The following is a 19361-nucleotide window of genomic DNA, read 5'->3' as shown; positions in this document are numbered from 1 at the left end:
CACCCATTGCATGCAAACGCATGAAGTACGACGAGGAGCCCAGGAGGGCGAGATGCAGTTCGGAATCTTCACCGTCAGCGACATCACACAGGACCCGACGACCGGTCGAACCCCGACCGAGGCCGAGCGCATCCAGGCCACGCTGACCATCGCCAAGCACGCCGAGGAGGTCGGGCTCGACGTCTTCGCGCTGGGCGAGCACCACAACCCGCCGTTCTGGTCGTCGTCGCCCACCACGACCCTGGCGTACATCGCCGGACAGACCTCGACCCTGCAGCTCTCGACCGCGACGACCCTCATCACCACGAACGACCCGGTGAAGATCGCCGAGGACTTCGCGATGCTCCAGCATGTGTCGAGCGGCCGTGCCGACGTGATGCTCGGCCGCGGCAACACCGGCCCCGTCTACCCCTGGTTCGGCAAGGACATCCGCCAGGGCCTGCCCCTCGCCATGGAGAACTACGAGCTGCTCCATCGCCTCTGGCGCGAGGACGTCGTCGACTGGCAGGGCAAGTTCCGCACTCCGCTGCAGGGCTTCACCTCGACGCCCCGCCCGCTCGACGGCGTGCCCCCGTTCGTCTGGCACGGTTCCATCCGCACCCCCGAGGTCGCCGAGCAGGCCGCGTCGTACGGGGACGGCTTCTTCGCCAACCACATCTTCTGGCCGGCATCCCACACCCAGCGCATGATCGCCCTCTACCGCCAGCGCTTCGAGCACCACGGCCACGGCACCGCCGCGCAGGCGATCGTCGGGCTCGGCGGCCAGGTGTTCATGCGCAAGAACTCGCAGGACGCGGTGAAGGACTTCCGCCCCTACTTCGACAATGCCCCGGTGTACGGCCACGGCCCGAGCCTCGAGGACTTCACGCAGCAGACCCCGCTCACGGTCGGCAGCCCGCAGGAGGTCATCGACCGCACCCTCGGCTTCCGCGACTACGTCGGCGACTACCAGCGCCAGCTCTGGCTGCTCGACCACGCCGGCCTTCCGCTGAAGACCGTGCTCGAGCAGCTCGACCTGCTCGGCGAGGAGGTCGTGCCCGTGCTGCGCCGCGAGTTCGCGAAGAACCGTCCGGCCGACGTTCCGGATGCCCCGACCCACGCCTCGCTCGTCGCCGCGAAGTACGGCGACGAGGCGCCCCGTCAGGCCACGCCGCGCGCGAACCGCGGCGACAACCTCGCCGGCCCCTCGCCCTACCAGGACGCGCAGGCCACGGCGCCCGCACCCGTCAAGACCGGCTCGGCCTTCGGCCCCGCCGCCACGCGATAAGGAGCACGACCATGACCGCCAAGCGCATCGTCGTCATCTCGTCGGGCCTGTCGACCCCCAGCTCGACGCGCCAGCTCGCCGACCGCCTCGCGGCGGATGCCACGGACATCCTGCGGGAGCGCGGCGTCGAGGTCGAGGTGCAGACCTTCGAACTGCGCGATCTCGCCCACGACATCACGAACAACCTGCTCCTCGGCTTCGCGCCGCCGAAGCTCGAGGCGGCCCTCGAGGCGGTCGCATCGGCCGACGGCCTCATCGCCGTCTCGCCGATCTTCACGACGAGCTACGCGGGCCTGTTCAAGTCGTTCATCGACGTGATCGACACGCAGGCGCTCACCGACCTGCCCGTGCTGCTCGGCGCGACCGGCGGCACCCCGCGGCATTCGCTCGCGATCGACTACGCGATGCGCCCGCTGTTCACCTACCTGCACGCGCAGCCGGTGACGACGGGCGTCTACGCGGCCACGAGCGACTGGGGTGACGGCGGCGACGGGGTTCGGTCCCTCCCCGACCGCATCTTCCGCGGGGCGAGGGAGTTCGCCGACCTCGTCGAGCGCACCGATCGCTCCGACCTCCTGAACGACCCGTTCGCGCTCGAGCGGCCCACGGGGCACCTCATCGGCGGGCTCGCCGGGGAGTGACGCAGGGCCACCGCTGACGGATGCCGCGACGCGACCAGGTTGCGCCGCGGCATCCGTCGTCTCACCGTCGTGCCCGTGGCGGCTCCGCGCCGGGCGGGCCGTCGGGCCTCGACGAACCCCGGGCGTCGATCGCAGCGATCGTCCGGTCGACGACGAGCCCCAATGCGATCGCGATGGGCACCGAGATCGCGATCGCCAGCACCGGGGCATCGCGGAGCGCCGAGCCGACGATCGCGCCGATCGCCACGTTGTACACCGCCCACGCCATGCCGGCCGCGAACGACAGCGTGAGGTAGCGACGCAGCGGCACGCGTCCCGCGCCGGCGGCGAGGTTCACCGCGATCCGCGCGAACGGCACGTAGCGGGCCGTGAAGACGAGCACGGCCGTGCGGCGGTGCACGGCCGCCTGCACCCGTGCGATCGAGCGGCCGATGCGTCCCCGGCGCTGCCAACGCCAGCGGTCGAGGCCGACGCGCCGTCCGACGAGGTAGCAGAGCCCGTCGCCGACGACGGCGCCGGCCGCGGCGGCGAGCAGCACCGCTGCCAACGGGGGAGCGCCGGTGGCCGCCCAGAGGGCGCCGAGCGCGACCACCGCGGTCTCGCTCGGCAGCACGACGAGGAAGGCGTCGCCCACCACGAGGGCGAACAGCGCGGGAACGAGCCACGCGGACGCCGCGAGGTCGGTGATCCAGGCGTCGTCCACCCGCCCGTTCTACCCCGCCCGGGTGAACGGGGGTCGACGCTCGCGCGTCGGGTCGGGATCGTCGGACGCGCGGTGTCAGTCGTCGAGCACGAAGCTGACCTCGAGGGTCACGGACCATGCCGTGATCTTCCCGTCGGCCACCTCGACCTTCTGCTCCTTGACCCACGCGCCGCTCACGTTGCGGAGTGTCTGCGCGGCCCGGGCGACACCGGTCGCGACGGCGTCCTCGAAGCTCGTCTCCGAGCGGACGGTGATGGTGGTGACCCTGGCGACTGATGACATGGCGTTCCTCCTCGAACGGTCGGGTGTGCTACAGCGCCAATGGTCCTCCGTTCGTCCGGCCGGCACGAGGGGTTGACGGTCGGATGCCGCGAGCCGACTCCCTGGCGACGCGTCGGCGAACGGCATCCGACCAGACGATGAATCCTCGGTTCGGAGGGCGGTTCCAGTGCCGCAGGAACGCCGAGTGGCCCCACGCTGGAGGCGTGAAGGTCGCACTCCTCGCGGAATCGTTCCTCCCGCACATGAACGGCGTGACGCACTCCCTCCTGCAGGTGCTGCGCCACCTCGAGCGTCGTGGCCACGAGTCGGTGGTCGTCGCCCCACGGTCCGGACCCATCGACCAGTCGCTGTTCGGCGCCCACGCGGTGCTCCTTCCCTCCATGCCCCTCCCGAGCTACCCCGACGTGCGCGTCACGCTCGCGAGCGTCCACCGGCTGTCGGCGGTGCTCCGCGAGCACGAGGTCGACGTCATGCACCTCGCATCGCCGTTCGTCCTGGGCTGGCGGGGGCTCGCGGCCGCCGAGCCGCTCGGAGTCCCGTCGGTGGCGGTGTACCAGACCGACATCCCGTCGTACGCCGAGCGGTACGGCATCCCGGGCGCCGCCCCGGCGCTCAGCCGTCACCTCGGTCGCCTGCACCGTCGCGCCACCGTCACCCTCGCGCCCTCGAGCTCCGCCGTCGAACGGCTCGCTGCTGCGGGCGTGCCCGACGACCGGGTGCGCATCTGGCGTCGCGGCGTCGACACGGCCAGGTTCACGCCGAGCCGACGCGACGCGGGGTGGCGGCACGAGATCGCGGCGGGCGGCGAGGTCATCGTCGGCTACGTCGGGCGGCTCGCACCCGAGAAGCAGGTGGAGGACCTGCGGGCCATCGCGGACCTGCCGAACACCCGACTCGTCCTGATCGGCGACGGTCCCTCGCGGCCGGCGCTCGAGCGAATGCTGCCGGACGCCCGCTTCACGGGCTTCCTCGGGGGAGACGCCCTCGCCGCCGCGATGGCGAGCCTCGACGTCTTCGTGCACCCCGGCGAGAGCGAGACCTTCTGCCAGACCATCCAGGAGTCGCTTGCGAGCGGCGTGCCGGTGGTCGCCACGGGACGGGGCGGACCGCTCGACCTCGTGCGCTCGAGCGTCGACGGATGGCTCTACCGCCCGGGCGACCTCGTCGAGTTCCGCGAGCGCGTGCGCGACCTCGTGGGCGACGACGCCAAGCGACGCGCCTTCGGCCTCCGCGCCCGGCAGGCCGTGCAGGGCCGGGGCTGGGACGTGCTCGGCGACGAGCTCATCGATCACTACGAGGAGGCGATCGGGGCGGCCGGCGGCGTGGCGGGCACCCGGTCCCTGGCCCGTGGTGCCGCCACGACGAGCCGAGGCGGGGCAGTGACGGATGCTCCGAGCCCAGTGCGTGCGGCGGGTTCGGCGACGACCGCACGACCGCGCTCGGGACGGTCCGGGGCCGAGCGCGCGGCGGCGGCATCCGATGCGTCCCTGGCCTCGTCTCCGGCCGCGCCACCGTGGCGACGGTACGTCGCGGTGGGCGACTCGCTCACCGAGGGGCTCTGCGACGACTCCCGTATGCAGGCAGGGGAGTTCCGCGGGTGGGCCGATCGGCTCGCCCTGCTCCTGGCCTTGGCGAGCCCCGCGGCGGACCCCGTGGCCTACGCGAACGTCGCGGTGCGCAGCCGGAAGGTGGCGGACGCGATCGACGTCCAACTCCCGCTCGCGGTCGCCCAAGGAGCGGATCTCGTGAGCGTGCTCATCGGCGCGAACGACCTGGTCGGGGTCCGGCCGGATGTCGCGGGGCTCGCCGCCGCGCTCTCCGACGCGGTGGGCGCGGTGCGGGCGAGCGGCGCCGACGTGCTGCTGGTGACGCCGTTCATGCCCATGCGGCCGGCGTCGCGGCTCTTCGAGGCGCGGTTCGCGGACTTCGCCGGCCGGCTTCGCGTGATCGCCGACGAGCACGGCGCGATGCTGCTCGACGCGCGGTCATGCGGCGAGGTGGTGCACCGCCGCAGTTGGGCGGCCGATCGCGTGCACCTCGACTCCAGCGGGCACCGCGCGCTCGCGTACGCCGCTGCGCACGTGCTCGGGGTGCCGGATGCGACGGAGCTCGGCGCGCTCGAGCGTGCCGTCCACGACGACGACGGGGCTGTCGCCAGGCCGGTGGGCGATGCCGAGTGGCTCGCCCGGCATGCGGCGCCCTGGGTGCTCAGGCGGCTGCGAGGGCGCGCGGCGGGCGATGGGCGCGATCCGAAGCGGCCGGTGCTCGTGCCGGTGTCGACGGCGCCGGGGACCGGGGGCCGTTGACCGTCCGTCGCTCCGGCACGCGCCGGGGATCACCCCGACTTGCGGCGGAACTCGCGCTTGTGGTCGGCCGGCCCCTGGGTGTGCTGGGCGCCGCCGCCGCCGTCGAGGTGCGACTCGCCCTCACGCTGCTTCGAGGCCTTGTTCTTGCGGTCGAGGGCCTCGCGGAACTTGCGCTTCGTCTCCTCTGAGGGGCCGGGGGTGCTCTGCTCGTCGGACGTCATGCCTTCGAGTCTGGCACGGATGCCGCGGGGCGACGACGCGCACGACCGCGCCGGGTCGCGGCGCGAGCGCGCGACATCCGCCGCCGATCGGCCGAAAAGCCCCGCTCTGCTAGGCTGGAACCGGCGGCCCGATGGGCTGCCGAGCACACTGGAGCAGGCCGGCAGGAAGCTGGTCCCCTGTGGTGGATCACCAACGGCGTCGCGCGGAGCGCAGGCGGCGGGTGGTGGACTTCTACTGGTGGCCAGCGTGAGCGCATCGGCTGATGCGTTTCGTAATGCCTGTTCCTGCTCCTGAGTTGAGTCGCGCCCACACGGGGAGCGACGTAAAACAAAGGAGAAGACCTCTTGGAAGGTCCTGAGATCACGTTCGCCGAAGCCGTCATCGACAATGGCAGGTTCGGCACCCGCACCATCCGCTTCGAGACCGGCCGTCTCGCCCAGCAGGCCCAGGGCTCTGCCGTCGCCTACATCGACGAGGAGACCATGCTGCTCTCGGCGACCTCGGTCTCCAAGCAGCCGAAGGAGCACTTCGACTTCTTCCCGCTCACGATCGACGTCGAAGAGCGCATGTACGCCGCCGGCCGCATCCCCGGCTCGTTCTTCCGTCGCGAGGGCCGCCCCTCGACCGAGGCGATCCTCACCTGCCGCCTGATCGACCGCCCCCTGCGCCCCTCGTTCGTCGAGGGCCTCCGCAACGAGGTCCAGGTCGTCGTCACCGTGCTCGCCATCGAGCCCGACGAGTACTACGACGTGCTCGCGATCAACGCCGCGTCGCTCTCCACGCAGCTCTCCGGCCTGCCCTTCTCGGGCCCGGTCGGCGGCGTGCGCGTCGCCCTCATCGACGGCCAGTGGGTCGCGTTCCCGAAGTACTCGCAGATCGAGGAGGCCGTGTTCAGCATGGTCGTCGCCGGTCGCGTGGTCACCGAGGCCGACGGCTCGCAGGATGTCGCGATCATGATGATCGAGGCCGAGGCCACCGACAACGCGTGGAACCTCATCAAGGCCGGCGGGGTCAAGCCCGACGAGACGGTCATCGCGCAGGGCATCGAGGCGTCGAAGCCCTTCATCAAGCAGCTCGTCGAGGCGCAGCAGTCGGTCGCGAAGACCGCCGCCAAGCCCACCGCCGACTACCCCACGTTCCCGCCCTACCAGCAGTCGACGTACGACGCCGTGGCCGCCTCCGCCTACGAGGAGCTCAAGGGCATCTACCAGATCGCCGGCAAGACCGAGCGCCAGGACGCCGACGACGCGCTGAAGTCGCGGGTCAAGGCCGAGATCGCGGCCAAGGTCGAGAGCGGCGAGCTGCCCGAGTCGGCCAACGCCGAGGTCTCCGCCGCCTACAAGTCGGTCACGAAGCTCGTGGTGCGCTCGCGCGTCCTCGAGGAGGGCGTGCGCATCGACGGTCGCGGCCTGGCCGACATCCGTCCGCTCGACGCCGAGGTCCAGGTCGTGCCCCGCGTGCACGGCTCGGCCATCTTCCAGCGCGGTGAGACCCAGATCCTGGGCGTCACCACGTTGAACATGCTCAAGCTCGAGCAGCAGATCGACTCGCTGAGCCCGGTCACCAAGAAGCGCTACATGCACAACTACAACTTCCCGCCCTACTCGACCGGTGAGACCGGCCGGGTCGGGTCGCCGAAGCGTCGCGAGATCGGGCACGGCGCACTCGCCGAGCGCGCCCTCGTGCCGGTGCTGCCCACGCGCGAGGAGTTCCCCTACGCCATCCGCCAGGTGTCCGAGGCGCTCGGCTCCAACGGCTCGACGTCGATGGGCTCCGTCTGCGCGTCGACGCTCTCGCTGCTCAACGCGGGCGTGCCGCTGCGTGCACCCGTCGCGGGCATCGCGATGGGCCTCATCTCCGACACGGTGAACGGTGAGACCCGCTACGCGGCGCTCACCGACATCCTCGGTGCCGAGGACGCGCTCGGCGACATGGACTTCAAGGTCGCCGGCACGTCGGAGTTCGTCACGGCGATCCAGCTCGACACGAAGCTCGACGGCATCCCCGCGTCAGTGCTCGCCGGCGCGCTGACGCAGGCGAAGGATGCTCGCACGACCATCCTCGCCGTGCTCAACGCGGCGATCGACGGCCCCGACGAGATGGCCCCGACCGCGCCTCGCGTGATCTCGGTCCAGATCCCCGTCGACAAGATCGGCGAGCTGATCGGCCCGAAGGGCAAGACGATCAACGCGATCCAGGACGAGACCGGCGCCGACATCTCCATCGAGGAGGACGGCACCGTCTACATCGGCGCGACCGACGGCCCCTCGGCCGAGGCCGCCCGTGCCCAGGTGAACGCGATCGCCAACCCGACCAACCCCGAGGTCGGCGAGCAGTTCCTGGGCACGGTCGTGAAGATCGCCGCCTTCGGCGCGTTCATCTCGCTGCTCCCCGGCAAGGACGGCCTGCTGCACATCTCCGAGGTGCGCAAGCTCGCCGGTGGCAAGCGCGTCGAGAACGTCGAAGACGTGCTGGGCGTCGGCCAGAAGATCCTCGTCGAGATCACGAAGATCGACGACCGCGGCAAGCTTTCGCTCGCCCCGGTGCTGGCCGAGGAGGCCGACACCGAGGGTCGCGAGGCGACCGGCACGCACGCCGACGCTCCCGCGGAGGGTGCCGAGGTCGACGCGTAGGTCGCCGCTGCACAGACGGATGCCCCGCCCGATTCGTTCGGGCGGGGCATCCGTCGTCTCCGCTCCGCGATCGTCCGGTCGTGCCTAGAGCAGGCCGTAGGTCGACGACCGGAACGTCGCGTCGCGTTCGGCGAGCGCCGCTTCGGCGGCGGCCCGGGCTTCGAGGCGACGCAACAGGCGATCGCGGTCGTTGCGGCGGGCGGCTCGCTGCAGGCCCCAGCTGGCGAGGCTGAGACCGCTGCGCACGGCCCACTCGGCCACCAGGCCGGTGTTGGGGGAGAGGAGTGCGGTGTTCATCGTCATCCCTTCGAGGGGTCTTCGGTCGGCTCCCCGCGCACGAGCGGGAAGGCGTTGATCTGGATCTGCACCGGGCGCGAGCCCGGCGTCGGGGTGCGTTTGTGGGCGTCGATGTAGCGCATCAGCACCGCGTCGATGTCGGCGACGAGTGCGCTCAGCTGTTCGGGTGTGAGTCGCAGGTTGATGGTGTCGCTCGTCGCGATGTCGAGCCACTCATCGCCGAAGACGGCGTCGCCCTCGGAGACGAACTCGTGGAAGTTCTGGTCTCGAGTCCGGAGCCATTCGTCCTCCACGAGCCGGACCGCGAGGCGCTCGGCGCTGCCCGGCGGCAGCGACCGGGCGTCGGGGATCGCGATGGAACCGGGCGTGCGCTCCCACCACCGTTCCCGGCCTTTCCCGCGCGACGTGTCCTCGCGGACGAGGCCCGTGCGCTCGAGTTGGCGGAGGTGGTAGCTCGTGGACCCGCTCGATTCGCCGAGACGTTCGGCCAGACCGCTCGCGGTCAGCGGACCGTACGCCGAGAGCTCGTCGTAGATGCGCACGCGCAACGGGTGCGCGAGCGACTTCAGGCTGTCGGTGGTGATGAGGTGATCGACGCCGGGGTGACGGAGGCTGCTCGGCTGCGACTGAAGCTCGTCGTGTTCCTTGCTCATGTTGCAAAGATAGCGCTGCAAAGAAAGCCTTGCAAGGATTTCTTTGCATAAATCCGTTTGCAACTCAGCGGCCGAGGAGTGGCGCCAATCTGAACGGGATGAGCTCGCCCATCGCGAGCGAGGTCTCGGTGCGCTCGACGCCCTCGATCGCGAGGATCTCGCCGTCGATCCGGAAGAGGTCGTGCGCGTCGCGGCAGACGACGCGCACGAGCAGGTCGACCGAGCCCGACAGGCCGTGCGCCTGGATCACCTCGGGGATGCCGGCGATCTCGGCCACCACGTCGGCGAGCTGCTTCTGGCGCACGTGCACCGACACGAACGCCTCGAGCGGGAAGCCGAGCGGGGCCGGGTCGATGCTGCGCTCGAACGAGAGGAACGCGCCGGATGCCTCGAGCCGCGACATCCGCGCCTGCACGGTGTTGCGCGACAGCGCCAGCCGGTCGGCGAGCGCGACGACGGTCGCCCGGGGGTCGGCAGCCAGTGCGATGAGCAGGGCACGGTCGACCGCGTCGTAGCCGTTCATATCGCCACACGATAGCACCGGAACTCCCGAGGCAACTTGGCAACATGCTCAACGCGTCCGCGCATACTTGAGCTGAGTGCCAGATCGACGTACGCTCACGGTATCCGGCAGAGTCGCCGGGCGCGGGCCGCTCACGAGGCGGGCCCGCCGAACGCGAGGATCGACGATGACCCCATCCGACCGAGACGCCACCGGGCTCCTCACCAGGCCCGACCACTTCGTGCAGCTCATCACCCCCGCCGGCGAGCGCCGTGCCGACGCCGAGCACGACCCCTGGGTCGCCGACGTCGACGCCGCCGCACTCGGCCGCCTCTACCGCGACATGGCCATCGTGCGCCGGCTCGACGCCGAGGCGACGGCTCTGCAGCGTCAGGGTGAGCTGGGACTCTGGCCGCCGCTCGCCGGGCAGGAGGCCGCGCAGATCGGCTCGGCCCGCGCCCTGCGCGACGACGACTTCGTGTTCACGAGCTACCGCGAGCACGCCGTGGCCTGGTGCCGCGGCGTCGGACCGGCCGAGCTGCTCACCGTGTGGCGCGGCTCCGCCTCCTCCGGGTGGAACCCGTACGAGCACGGCATGGCCGTGCCCCAGATCATCATCGGCGCCCAGGCGCTGCACGCCACCGGCTGGGCGATGGGCGCGGCCTGGGAGGGCACGGATGCCGCGAGCGTCGCGTACTTCGGCGACGGCGCGACGAGCGAGGGCGATGTGAACGAGGCCCTCGTCTTCGCGGCGAGCTTCGACGCGCCGGTCGTGTTCTTCTGCCAGAACAACCAGTGGGCGATCTCGGAGCCGGTGGGCCTGCAGTCCAAGCAGCCGCTCGCCCGCCGCGCCGACGGGTTCGGCATGCCCGGCATCCGCGTCGACGGCAACGACGTGCTCGCGGTGCTCGCCGCGACGCGCATCGCGCTCGACCGCGCCCGTCGTGGCGGCGGCCCGACCTTCATCGAGGCGGTCACCTACCGGCTCGGGCCGCACACCACGGCCGATGACCCCAAGCGCTACCGCACCGACCACGAGCTCACCGAATGGGGTGCTCGCGACCCGCTCAGCCGGCTGCTCGCCCTCCTCGGCACCATGGGCGTCGACACCGAGGGCCTCGAGCGCGACATCGCCGACGAGGCCGGTCGCGCCGCCGCCGAGTTGCGCGCGGCCGTCACGACGATCCCCGACCCCGAGCCGATGACCGTGTTCGACCACGTCTACGCGGAGCCCAACACGCACCTCGCGCGCCAGCGCGACCACTACGCGCGCTACCTCGCCATGTTCGACGAGACGGATGCCGCGGCATCCGGTGCTGCAGGAGGCGCCCGATGACCACGCTCACCCTCGGGAAGGCCCTCAATGCCGGTCTCCGGCGCGCCCTCGCCGCCGACGACAAGGTCGTGCTCATGGGCGAGGACATCGGCACGCTCGGCGGGGTCTTCCGCATCACCGACGGACTGAAGGCCGAGTTCGGCGCGAACCGCGTGGTGGACACCCCGCTGTCCGAGGCCGGCATCATGGGCACCGCCGTGGGCCTCGCGTACCGCGGGTTCCGGCCGGTCGTCGAGATCCAGTTCGACGGGTTCATCTACCCGGGCTTCGACCAGATCGTCGCCCAGGTCGCGAAGCTGCACTACCGCTCGCGCGGCAACGTGCGGATGCCGCTGACGATCCGGGTGCCGTTCGGCGGCGGCATCGGCGCGGCAGAGCACCACTCCGAGTCGCCCGAGGCGTACTTCGCGCACACGGCCGGCCTCCGCGTCGTGGCGTGCTCGAACCCCGCCGACGCGTACGTGATGATCCAGCAGGCCATCGCCAGCGACGACCCGGTGCTGTTCTTCGAGCCGAAGCGCCGCTATCACGTGAAGGGCGAGGTCGACGAGACGGCGAGCCTGGCCGACGCGAAGCCCATGGGGGTCGCCTCGGTCGTGGCATCCGGCACCGACGTCACGCTCGTGACATACGGCGCGCTCGTGCAGACGGCCCGAGACGCCGCCATCGCCGCGGCCGAGGACGGCGTCTCGATCGAGGTCATCGACCTGCGCTCGCTCGCCCCCGTCGACTACGCGACCGTCGAGGCGTCGGTGCGTCGCACGGGCCGCCTCGTCATCACGCACGAGGCCGGACAGCAGGGGGGCGTGGGCGCCGAGCTCGCCGCGAGCGTCACCGAGCGCTGCTTCGAGTTCCTCGAGGCCGCACCCGTGCGCGTCACGGGCCACGACATCCCCTACCCGCCCGCGAAGCTCGAACGGCACCACCTGCCCGACCTCGACCGCATCCTCGACGGGGTCGACCGCGTGCTCGGCCGCCCGAACTCGCTGAGCGGGGTGGAGGCGTGAGCGGCATGATCCGGGAGTTCCCGCTGCCCGACCTCGGCGAGGGGCTGACCGAGTCGGAGATCGTCGCCTGGCGCGTGGCCGTCGGCGACCGGGTCGAACTGAACCAGATCATCGCCGACGTCGAGACGGCGAAGGCCGTCGTCGAGCTGCCATCACCGTACGCCGGCGTGATCACCGCGCTGCACGCCGCCGAGGGCGAGACCGTGAACGTCGGCGAGCCGCTGTTCTCCTGCGACACCGGCGACGGTGCGGCGACGGATGCCGCGGCCTCGAGCCCCGCGTCCGCGGCCGCCCCGGCGACCGACGTCGCGCCCGCGTCGCCCGCGTCGGAGCCCGAGCGGGATGCCGCCCCCGGGCCGAACCTCGTGGGCTACGGCGCCCGCGACGAGGGCGGCCCCAAGCGCCGTGCCCGCCGCGCGAGCCTCGCCGCCGACCTGGTGCCCGAACCGCCGGCCTCGGGCGGCACCGTCACCGACCTCGACGCCGCGCCGGTGGCCGGGGGCCGGGAGCCCGCCACGACGACGCCGTCCCACCTGTCCACGGGCGCGCCCGAGCGACCGCGGTCCACGCCGCCCGTGCGGAAGCTCGCACGCGACCTCGGCATCGACCTCGCCACTGTCAGCGGCACGGGGGACCGCGGGCTCATCACCCGCGGCGACGTCGAGGCCGCGGCATCCGGTGCCGTCGTCCAGGGCCGCGTCGCCGACGCCGCCGCCGTGAGCGGGCCTGGAGGGGCCGACGCGCTCGGCCTCGAGGAGACTCGCATCCCGATCAAGGGCGTGCGCAAGCACACCGCCGCCGCCATGGTGCGCAGCGCCTTCACCGCGCCGCACGTGACCGAGTTCCTCACGATCGACGTGACGGCCACGATGGAGCTCCTCCGCGGCATCCGCGACGATCGCGCCTTCGCGGGGCACAAGGTGACGCCGCTCACGGTGGTGGCGAAGGCCGTGTGCATCGCCGCCCGTCGCACCCCCGAGGTGAACTCCCGCTGGGACGAGGACGCCCAGGAGATCGTGCGCTTCGGCGGCGTGAACCTCGGCATCGCCGCGGCGACCGGCCGGGGCCTCGTGGTGCCCAACGTCAAGCGCGCCGAGCGGATGACCCTCATCGAGCTCGCCGACGCGATCGCCGCGCTCGCCGAGACCGCACGTGCCGGGCGCACGCAGCCCGCCGACCTGAGCGGGGGCACCCTGTCGATCACGAACATCGGCGTCTTCGGCATCGACGCCGGCACGCCGATCCTGAACCCGGGGGAGGCCGCGATCCTCGCGATGGGCGCCGTGCGACGCCAGCCGTGGGAGCACCGCGGCGAGATCGCCCTGCGCGAGGTCATGACGCTCTCGCTGTCGTTCGACCACCGGCTCGTCGACGGCGAGCAGGGGTCGCGATTCCTCGCCGACCTCGGCGCCATCCTGCGCGAACCGGGTCTCGCCCTCACCATGGCGTGATCACCGCATCGGCGGGAGGATGGGCGCATGCATGATCCGCGCGTCATCCTCTCGCCGGCGGAGACCGGCTCCGAACTCGACGGGTCGGGGTTCACCCACGAAGACCACCTCGTCGGGGCGTTCCGCACCGCCGACTTCGCGAGCGCGGTGCGACTGCTCGACGCGGTCGCGCTCGAGGCGGATGCCGCGGACCACCACCCCGACGTGCACCTCGGATGGGGGCGCATCGCGTTCGAGCTCAGCTCGCACGACGTGGGGGGCGTGACGAGCCGCGACGTGGCGCTCGCGCGACGCATCCGCGAACTCGCCGACGAGCAGGGCGCGAAGCCCGTCTGAGCCCGTCGACGCCGGCCGCCGGGGTTGCCCGGGGCGGTGCCGCTACCAGGGCGCGGGGCGCTCGGTGTCGCGGGTGCTGTCGTCGGGGAAGTGCGGGAGCTCGGAGCCGCCGGCGCGGATGCACAGCCAGCGCAACTGCCCGGCGCTGTCGGGCGCGCACCGCCAGGTGCGCCACACCCCCTGTCCGACCCGCACGACCGTGCCGGCGCCGACCTCGACGACGTCGTCGTCGAGGCCCATCTGGCCGTGCCCGCCGAGGAAGACGTAGACCTCCTCGATGCGCGCGTGCATGTGCCAGTAGCCCGCCTCCTCGCCCGGCTCGAGCGCGTTGGCCGTCATGCCGATGTACTGCATGGTCAGGTCGTGGTCGATCACGCGTCGGCCGTCGCGCGAACTCTCGGGGCGGAATCCGCCGTAGTGGCCGCGCCACTCGTCGAGTCCGCCCATCTCCAGCACCTCGTAGTCGCTCACGCCGCCACTGTAGCGGCGGCGGGCTCAGCCAAGGCGGTAGATCCGCTCCTCGATCTCGGTGCCGCGGGCGTTGGCGTAGCTCACCGCGGTCCCGACCTGCTCGAACCCGAGCTTCTCGAGCACGGCGATGGATGCCGCGTTGTCGGCGGCGACGCGAGCGCGCACCGGTCGTTCGCCCAGGCTGTCGAGGAAGAGGCGCATCGCCCGCGTCGCGATGTGGCGATTCCATTGGGCCGGATCGATCCAGGTGGTGATCTCGGCGGTGCCGTCCTCATACCAGCGCGCGACGCTGCCCACGATCTCGCCGTCGGCCCGGACCGTGCGGGCGTCGACCGACGGGTCGGCGAGCAGGCGCCGCCAGTGGGCGTCGAACGTGGCGCGGTCACTCGGGTCGGGCGGCGTGAAGGCGGCCATGCGCACGGCCGCCTCGTCCTGCTCGAACGCGAAGAGTGCATCGAGATCCCCGTCGCGGGTCGCGCGCAGGGTCACGACATGAGGCTCGCCCATGCCATCTCCTCCAGGATGCCGCGGATGGTGCCGTCGGCCGGTCGGCGCCCAGGGATGCGGGCGCTGTGCGGAGTGGAGTTCAGGAGTCCGAAGGCGGCGTGTGCCCGGAACCTGAGCTCCGCCTCGGCCCGATCGGGCCGGAGTCGGGAGAGGGTGTCGACCCAGTGCTCGACGTAGCGTCGCTGGAGCGAACGCACCTCGTGGCGTGCGCCGCGGTCGAGCTGCCCGAGCTCGCGGTCCTGCACGACGATGACGTCGGCCTCGCCGAGTGCGAAGTCGACGTGGAAGCGGATGAGCGCGCGCAGTGCGTCGCGGGGCTCCTCGGCGGAGGCGAGGACCCTCTCGGCGCCGTCGAGCAGTGACCGGCTGGCGCCCTGCAGGATCGCCGCGAGCACGGCGGCCTTGCCGGGGAAGTGCCGGTACACGGCCGGTCCGCTCACGCCGACCGCCGCGCCGAGGTCTTCGATGGTGACGCCCGCGTATCCGCGTTCGGCGAAGAGCGTGGCTGCGGCCCCGAGGATCGCGGCGCGACGGTCGGCCTTCTGCCGACTGCGCTCGGTCAGCGGCGTGGCGTCGAGGGCGCCGTCGGACGGCGCGGCGCTCGAGGCGTCGGCCGGTGCGTCGGCCTCAGCGGCGTCGGCCGTGCGGGCCGTCGCTGCGCCGGTGCCGGCCTCGTCGAGGGTGCTTGCCATGTCGGTGGGTGCTCGCTAACATCGGGAATCGAGTTAGTGCACACTAACCGAAATTCCGTGCTCCGCACAAGAGGCGCGCGGTCGACGAAGACAGGCGGCGCGGATGACGACCCTCACGACGGGCATCGACCCATCGAGTGACACGGCGCGCCGCAACGCCGAGGCGCACGCGGCGCTCGTTCGCGAACTCCGCGAGAAGCTCGCGACCGCGGCGCTCGGCGGCCCCGAGTCCTCGCGTGAGCGGCACGTCGCCCGTGGCAAGCTGCTGCCGCGCGACCGCGTCGACCGGCTGCTCGACGAGGGGAGCCCGTTCCTCGAGCTCTCACCGCTCGCGGCCGACGGCATGTACGGCGGCGATTCGCCGGGTGCCGGCATCATCACGGGCGTCGGGCTCGTGCAGGGCCGGCCGGTGGTGGTCGTCTGCAACGACGCGACCGTCAAGGGCGGCACGTACTACCCGATGACGGTGAAGAAGCATCTCCGTGCGCAGGAGGTCGCGGAGCAGCACCGCCTCCCGTGCGTGTACCTCGTGGACTCCGGCGGCGCGTTCCTCCCGAAGCAGGACGAGGTGTTCCCCGACCGCGACCACTTCGGCCGCATCTTCTACAACCAGGCCCAGCTTTCGTCGCAACGCATCCCGCAGCTCGCGGCCGTGCTGGGCTCGTGCACGGCCGGCGGCGCCTACGTGCCCGCTATGAGCGACGAGAGCGTCATCGTGCGCGACCAGGGCACGATCTTCCTGGGCGGGCCGCCGCTCGTGAAGGCGGCCATCGGCGAGGTCGTCACGCCCGAGGAGCTCGGCGGCGGCGAGCTGCACTCCCGCATCTCGGGGGTCACCGATCACCTCGCGGACGACGACGAGCACGCCCTCGAGCTCGTCCGCGACATGGTGGCGACGCTGCCCGCTCCGCCGACGCGGGCCTGGACGGTCCGCGAGTCGCGGCCGCCCGTCGTCGATCCTGCCGGCCTCACGGCCGCCGTGCCCGTCGATGTGCAGCAGCCGTACGACGTGCACGAGGTCATCGCCCGGCTCGTCGACGGCAGCGAGTTCAGCGAGTTCAAGCCCGATTACGGCGACACGCTCGTCACGGGCTTCGCGCATCTCGACGGCCACCCGGTCGGCATCGTCGCGAACAACGGGGTGCTCTTCAGCGAATCGGCAATGAAGGGCGCCCACTTCATCGAGCTGTGCGACCAGCGCGGCATCCCGCTCCTGTTCCTTCAGAACATCTCGGGGTTCATGGTCGGCCGCGACGCCGAGGCCGGCGGCATCGCCAAGCACGGCGCGAAGATGGTCACCGCGGTGGCCACGACCCGCGTTCCGAAGCTCACGGTCGTCATCGGCGGGTCGTTCGGCGCCGGCAACTACTCCATGTGCGGGCGCGCCTACTCGCCGCGCTTCCTCTTCATGTGGCCGAACGCCCGCATCTCGGTGATGGGCGGCGAGCAGGCGGCATCCGTGCTCGCGACCGTGAAGCGCGACCAGCTGGCGGTGAAGGGCGAGGAGTGGCCGGATGCCGCCGAGCAGGCGTTCCGGGCGCCCATCCGCGAGCAGTACGAGCAGCAGGGGAGCCCCTACCACTCGACGGCGCGGCTCTGGGACGACGGCATCATCGATCCCGCCGACACCCGCACCGTGCTGGCCATGGCGCTCGAGCTCGCGAGTCGCACGCCGCTGCCCGAGCGCCGGTTCGGCCTCTTCCGCATGTGACCGGGTTCAGGAACCGGATGCCGAGGCCGCCTGCGTGACCTCGCGCACGGCCTCGTCGACCCCGCCCTTCCAGGGCGTGCCGTGACCGGGCAGGACCCAGGTCGCGCCGAGCCCGACGAGGCGCTGGAGCGATTCGATCGCCTCGCGGGGATCGTCGGTGAAGGGCGCCGGCTGCGGACCCCGTTCGCCGGTGAGCACGTGCCGGGTGGTGAGCGCGTCGCCGACGAACACGGCGTCGACGGCGGGGACGTGGATGGCGATGCTGCCGGGGGAGTGCCCGGGCATGCCGATCACGCGGGGTGCACCGGGGAGGTCGAGCACGTCGCCGTCGTGCACGGCGACCACCTCGGCGAGCGGCGTGGTGCGCATGCCGTTCTTGCGCAGCGCGTACCACAGGAAGCCCACGGTGGCGCCGACCTTCATGTGGCCCCACTCGGGCTTGGTGGACACCTCGCCGCGGGCGCGCGCGGCGTCGGCCTCGTGCACGAAGACGGGCACGCCGTGGTCGCGCCGGAGTCGCTCGGCGAAGCCGATGTGGTCGCTGTCGCCATGCGTGAGCATGACGCCGCGGACGTCGTCGACCGATCGCCCCATGGCGGTGAGCTCGGCCGTGAACTCCTTCCACTGGCCGGCGAGGCCGGCGTCGATGACGGTGACGCCCTGGGGGGTGTCGACGAGGTAGACGGCGACGACGTCGTTGCCGATGCGGTGGAGTGAGGGTGCCAGTTGCATCGCGGGATCCGATCTCGTGTTCCAGGGGTGGACGATGGCTATGCTACATAGCTATGATGGCTATGGTCAATAGCTGAATGACGATCGGAGTCGCCGTGCCCACACCCGACCGGACCTCGCTGGAGGCGATCGTCGACGCCGGTCGAGCGCTGCTCGAGACCGACGGCGTCGACGGCCTCACCATGCAGGCGGTCGCCGAGCGAGTGGGCGTGCGCGCTCCGTCGCTCTACAAGCGCATCCGCAACCGAGACGACCTCGTCGCGCGCATCGCCGAGGCGACGCTCGGAGAGCTCCGCGAGCGACTCGACGACGCGGCCGATCCGGCGAATCAGCCCGACCCGGCGCATGACACGGATCCGGGTGCCGAGCTGGCTCGGCTCGCCAGGGCCGTGCGCGCGTTCGCCCACGAGCGCCCGGCCGGCTACCGCCTCATCTTCGGTCCCGGTGCCGAGCTCCGGCTCTCCGACACCGCGCTCGCCGAGGCGAGCGGGGCGGTGCTGCGCGTCGCGGGCGACCTGGCCGGCGACGAGCATCGGCTCGATGCGGCGCGCACCATCACGGCCTGGGCCAACGGCTTCGTCAGCATGGAACTCGCGGGCGCGTTCCGGCTGGGCGGCGACGTCGACCGGGCGTTCGAATTCGGCATCGCGCGCCTCGCCGCCGCGCTGGCCCTCGGCCGCTGACGCCCGCCGGACGCTGCTTGCCATTGCGGTGAGCGGACACTAGCATCGGATTCAGTTAGTGCACACTAACTGTGAGCCCACGAGGCACGTCGCAGAGAGGCGCGGATGGTCATGCTCATGAGCACGCATCGGAGCCGAGCCCGATGAGGATCGTCGTCCTCGTGAAGGAGGTTCCCGACACGTACGGCGAGCGCAAGCTCGACCTCGAGACGGGGCTCGCCGATCGCGCCGCGAGCGAAGCCGTGCTCGACGAGATCAGCGAGCGCGCGCTCGAAGTGGCACTCGCCTACGCCGACGCGCACGACGGCGTCGAGGTCGTCGTCATGTCGATGGCCGCCGAGCGTGCGGTGCCGACGATCCGCAAGGGGCTGGCGATGGGAGCGGCCTCGGCCGTGCACATCAGCGACCCGGGCCTGGCGGGTGCAGACCTCGGGCTGACCGCGCGCACCCTCGCCGCGGCGCTCCGACGCACCGGCTTCGACCTCGTCATCGCGGGCAACCTGTCGACCGACGGCAGTGGCGGCGTCATCCCCGCCATGCTGGCGGAGCTGCTCGGCGTCCCGAACGCGACCGCCCTCTCGTCGGTCGAGATCGCGGCGGACTCGGTGGTCGGAACGCGCGACATCGACGGCGGCACCATGCGAGTGAGCGCCGCGCTCCCCGCCGTCATCTCGATCACCGAGGCGCTTCCCGATGCGCGCTTCCCCAACTTCAAGGGCATCATGGCCGCCAAGAAGAAGCCGTTCGAGACGCTGGGCGCCGCGGACCTCGGCATCGAACCGCACGATCTCTCGGTGGCGATGTCGATCATGACCGCCATCGCCGAGAAGCCCCCGCGTTCGGCGGGCGTCAAGATCACCGATGATGGCGACGGCGGCGTCAGGATCGCCGAGTTCCTCATCGAGAACCGACTGGTCTGAGAGGACGAT

At 71.8% G+C, this 19361-nt stretch carries 21 protein-coding genes; 11 read left to right on the top strand and 10 right to left on the bottom strand.

The window, feature by feature from the left end; translation table 11 throughout:
- Positions 1–52: 52 nt before the first annotated feature.
- Together J2X63_RS00460 and J2X63_RS00455 are read left to right on the top strand one after the other, a co-directional pair.
- A complete protein-coding gene (locus J2X63_RS00460) occupies positions 53–1267 on the top strand; it encodes an LLM class flavin-dependent oxidoreductase (protein ID WP_309972767.1) in 1215 nt (404 codons plus the stop codon).
- 11 nt (positions 1268–1278) lie between these two features.
- Positions 1279–1908, top strand: coding sequence for an FMN reductase (locus J2X63_RS00455; RefSeq protein ID WP_309972765.1), 630 nt, complete (start codon positions 1279–1281; stop codon positions 1906–1908).
- A gap of 61 nt (positions 1909–1969) precedes the next feature.
- On the opposite strand, the gene J2X63_RS00450 is transcribed toward J2X63_RS00455, so the two are convergent.
- Together J2X63_RS00450 and J2X63_RS00445 are read right to left on the bottom strand one after the other, a co-directional pair.
- Positions 1970–2611 carry a VTT domain-containing protein gene (locus tag J2X63_RS00450; protein WP_309972763.1) on the bottom strand — a complete coding sequence of 214 codons (642 nt, stop codon included), beginning with the start codon at positions 2609–2611 and terminating at the stop codon, positions 1970–1972.
- A gap of 75 nt (positions 2612–2686) precedes the next feature.
- Positions 2687–2893 (bottom strand): dodecin family protein, encoded by a 207-nt coding sequence (locus J2X63_RS00445; protein ID WP_309972761.1) that lies wholly within the window; start codon positions 2891–2893, stop codon positions 2687–2689.
- A 203-nt stretch (positions 2894–3096) separates the two neighbouring features.
- On the opposite strand from J2X63_RS00445, the gene J2X63_RS00440 reads away from it, so the two are divergent.
- Positions 3097–5199, top strand: a complete 2103-nt coding sequence (locus J2X63_RS00440) for a glycosyltransferase (RefSeq protein ID WP_309972760.1) — start codon at positions 3097–3099, stop codon at positions 5197–5199.
- A gap of 29 nt (positions 5200–5228) precedes the next feature.
- Here J2X63_RS00440 and J2X63_RS00435 read toward each other — a convergent pair whose 3' ends face one another.
- Entirely contained in the window at positions 5229–5420 is a 192-nt protein-coding gene (locus tag J2X63_RS00435) for a DUF5302 domain-containing protein (RefSeq protein ID WP_159606259.1), read from the bottom strand.
- A gap of 345 nt (positions 5421–5765) precedes the next feature.
- On the opposite strand from J2X63_RS00435, the gene J2X63_RS00430 reads away from it, so the two are divergent.
- Positions 5766–8054 (top strand): polyribonucleotide nucleotidyltransferase, encoded by a 2289-nt coding sequence (locus J2X63_RS00430; protein ID WP_309972757.1) that lies wholly within the window; start codon positions 5766–5768, stop codon positions 8052–8054.
- A gap of 84 nt (positions 8055–8138) precedes the next feature.
- Here the strand turns inward: J2X63_RS00430 and J2X63_RS00425 are convergent, their stop codons facing one another.
- The 3 genes from J2X63_RS00425 to J2X63_RS00415 all read right to left on the bottom strand — a co-directional run bounded on the left by J2X63_RS00425 (position 8139) and on the right by J2X63_RS00415 (position 9527).
- Positions 8139–8351: a hypothetical protein gene (locus J2X63_RS00425; RefSeq protein WP_309972755.1), complete on the bottom strand. Its 213-nt coding sequence runs from the start codon at positions 8349–8351 to the stop codon at positions 8139–8141.
- Between the two features lie 2 nt (positions 8352–8353).
- A complete protein-coding gene (locus J2X63_RS00420) occupies positions 8354–9004 on the bottom strand; it encodes a helix-turn-helix domain-containing protein (protein ID WP_309972753.1) in 651 nt (216 codons plus the stop codon).
- Between the two features lie 64 nt (positions 9005–9068).
- Positions 9069–9527: an Lrp/AsnC family transcriptional regulator gene (locus tag J2X63_RS00415; protein ID WP_309972751.1), complete on the bottom strand. Its 459-nt coding sequence runs from the start codon at positions 9525–9527 to the stop codon at positions 9069–9071.
- A gap of 166 nt (positions 9528–9693) precedes the next feature.
- On the opposite strand from J2X63_RS00415, the gene pdhA reads away from it, so the two are divergent.
- Genes pdhA through J2X63_RS00395 form a run of 4 tightly spaced genes read left to right on the top strand, consistent with a single transcriptional unit; the run spans position 9694 to position 13636 of the window.
- On the top strand, positions 9694–10842 hold the full coding sequence (gene pdhA, locus J2X63_RS00410; RefSeq protein ID WP_309972748.1) for a pyruvate dehydrogenase (acetyl-transferring) E1 component subunit alpha: 1149 nt from the start codon (positions 9694–9696) through the stop codon (positions 10840–10842).
- Positions 10839–11849 (top strand): alpha-ketoacid dehydrogenase subunit beta, encoded by a 1011-nt coding sequence (locus J2X63_RS00405; protein WP_159606041.1) that lies wholly within the window; start codon positions 10839–10841, stop codon positions 11847–11849. Before pdhA ends, J2X63_RS00405 begins: the two co-directional genes overlap by 4 nt.
- Positions 11850–11854: 5 nt before the next feature.
- The gene (locus J2X63_RS00400) at positions 11855–13300 is read left to right on the top strand and encodes a dihydrolipoamide acetyltransferase family protein (protein ID WP_309977744.1); all 1446 of its coding nucleotides are present in this window, start codon (positions 11855–11857) and stop codon (positions 13298–13300) included.
- Positions 13301–13327: 27 nt separating this feature from the next.
- Positions 13328–13636 (top strand): 4a-hydroxytetrahydrobiopterin dehydratase, encoded by a 309-nt coding sequence (locus J2X63_RS00395; protein WP_309972745.1) that lies wholly within the window; start codon positions 13328–13330, stop codon positions 13634–13636.
- A 42-nt stretch (positions 13637–13678) separates the two neighbouring features.
- Here the strand turns inward: J2X63_RS00395 and J2X63_RS00390 are convergent, their stop codons facing one another.
- Genes J2X63_RS00390 through J2X63_RS00380 form a run of 3 tightly spaced genes read right to left on the bottom strand, consistent with a single transcriptional unit; the run spans position 13679 to position 15306 of the window.
- The gene (locus J2X63_RS00390; protein ID WP_309972743.1) at positions 13679–14107 is read right to left on the bottom strand and encodes a cupin domain-containing protein; all 429 of its coding nucleotides are present in this window, start codon (positions 14105–14107) and stop codon (positions 13679–13681) included.
- A 24-nt stretch (positions 14108–14131) separates the two neighbouring features.
- Positions 14132–14614, bottom strand: coding sequence for a GNAT family protein (locus tag J2X63_RS00385; protein WP_309972741.1), 483 nt, complete (start codon positions 14612–14614; stop codon positions 14132–14134).
- On the bottom strand, positions 14593–15306 hold the full coding sequence (locus J2X63_RS00380) for a TetR/AcrR family transcriptional regulator (protein WP_309972739.1): 714 nt from the start codon (positions 15304–15306) through the stop codon (positions 14593–14595). Before J2X63_RS00380 ends, J2X63_RS00385 begins: the two co-directional genes overlap by 22 nt.
- Before the next feature lie 103 nt (positions 15307–15409).
- On the opposite strand from J2X63_RS00380, the gene J2X63_RS00375 reads away from it, so the two are divergent.
- The gene (locus tag J2X63_RS00375; RefSeq protein ID WP_309972737.1) at positions 15410–17017 is read left to right on the top strand and encodes a carboxyl transferase domain-containing protein; all 1608 of its coding nucleotides are present in this window, start codon (positions 15410–15412) and stop codon (positions 17015–17017) included.
- A 6-nt stretch (positions 17018–17023) separates the two neighbouring features.
- On the opposite strand, the gene J2X63_RS00370 is transcribed toward J2X63_RS00375, so the two are convergent.
- The gene (locus J2X63_RS00370) at positions 17024–17749 is read right to left on the bottom strand and encodes an MBL fold metallo-hydrolase (RefSeq protein ID WP_309972735.1); all 726 of its coding nucleotides are present in this window, start codon (positions 17747–17749) and stop codon (positions 17024–17026) included.
- Positions 17750–17826: 77 nt separating this feature from the next.
- On the opposite strand from J2X63_RS00370, the gene J2X63_RS00365 reads away from it, so the two are divergent.
- Both J2X63_RS00365 and J2X63_RS00360 read left to right on the top strand, forming a co-directional pair.
- On the top strand, positions 17827–18432 hold the full coding sequence (locus J2X63_RS00365; protein WP_309972733.1) for a TetR/AcrR family transcriptional regulator: 606 nt from the start codon (positions 17827–17829) through the stop codon (positions 18430–18432).
- Positions 18433–18575: 143 nt separating this feature from the next.
- Positions 18576–19352 (top strand): electron transfer flavoprotein subunit beta/FixA family protein, encoded by a 777-nt coding sequence (locus tag J2X63_RS00360; RefSeq protein WP_309972730.1) that lies wholly within the window; start codon positions 18576–18578, stop codon positions 19350–19352.
- The last annotated feature ends 9 nt before the right edge of the window (positions 19353–19361 follow it).

This window comes from Agromyces sp. 3263, assembly GCF_031456545.1.
In the GTDB taxonomy this organism is placed as follows: domain Bacteria; phylum Actinomycetota; class Actinomycetes; order Actinomycetales; family Microbacteriaceae; genus Agromyces.
The sequence above is the reverse complement of the archived record's forward strand: the minus strand, read 5'-3'. Positions and strand labels throughout refer to the sequence as shown.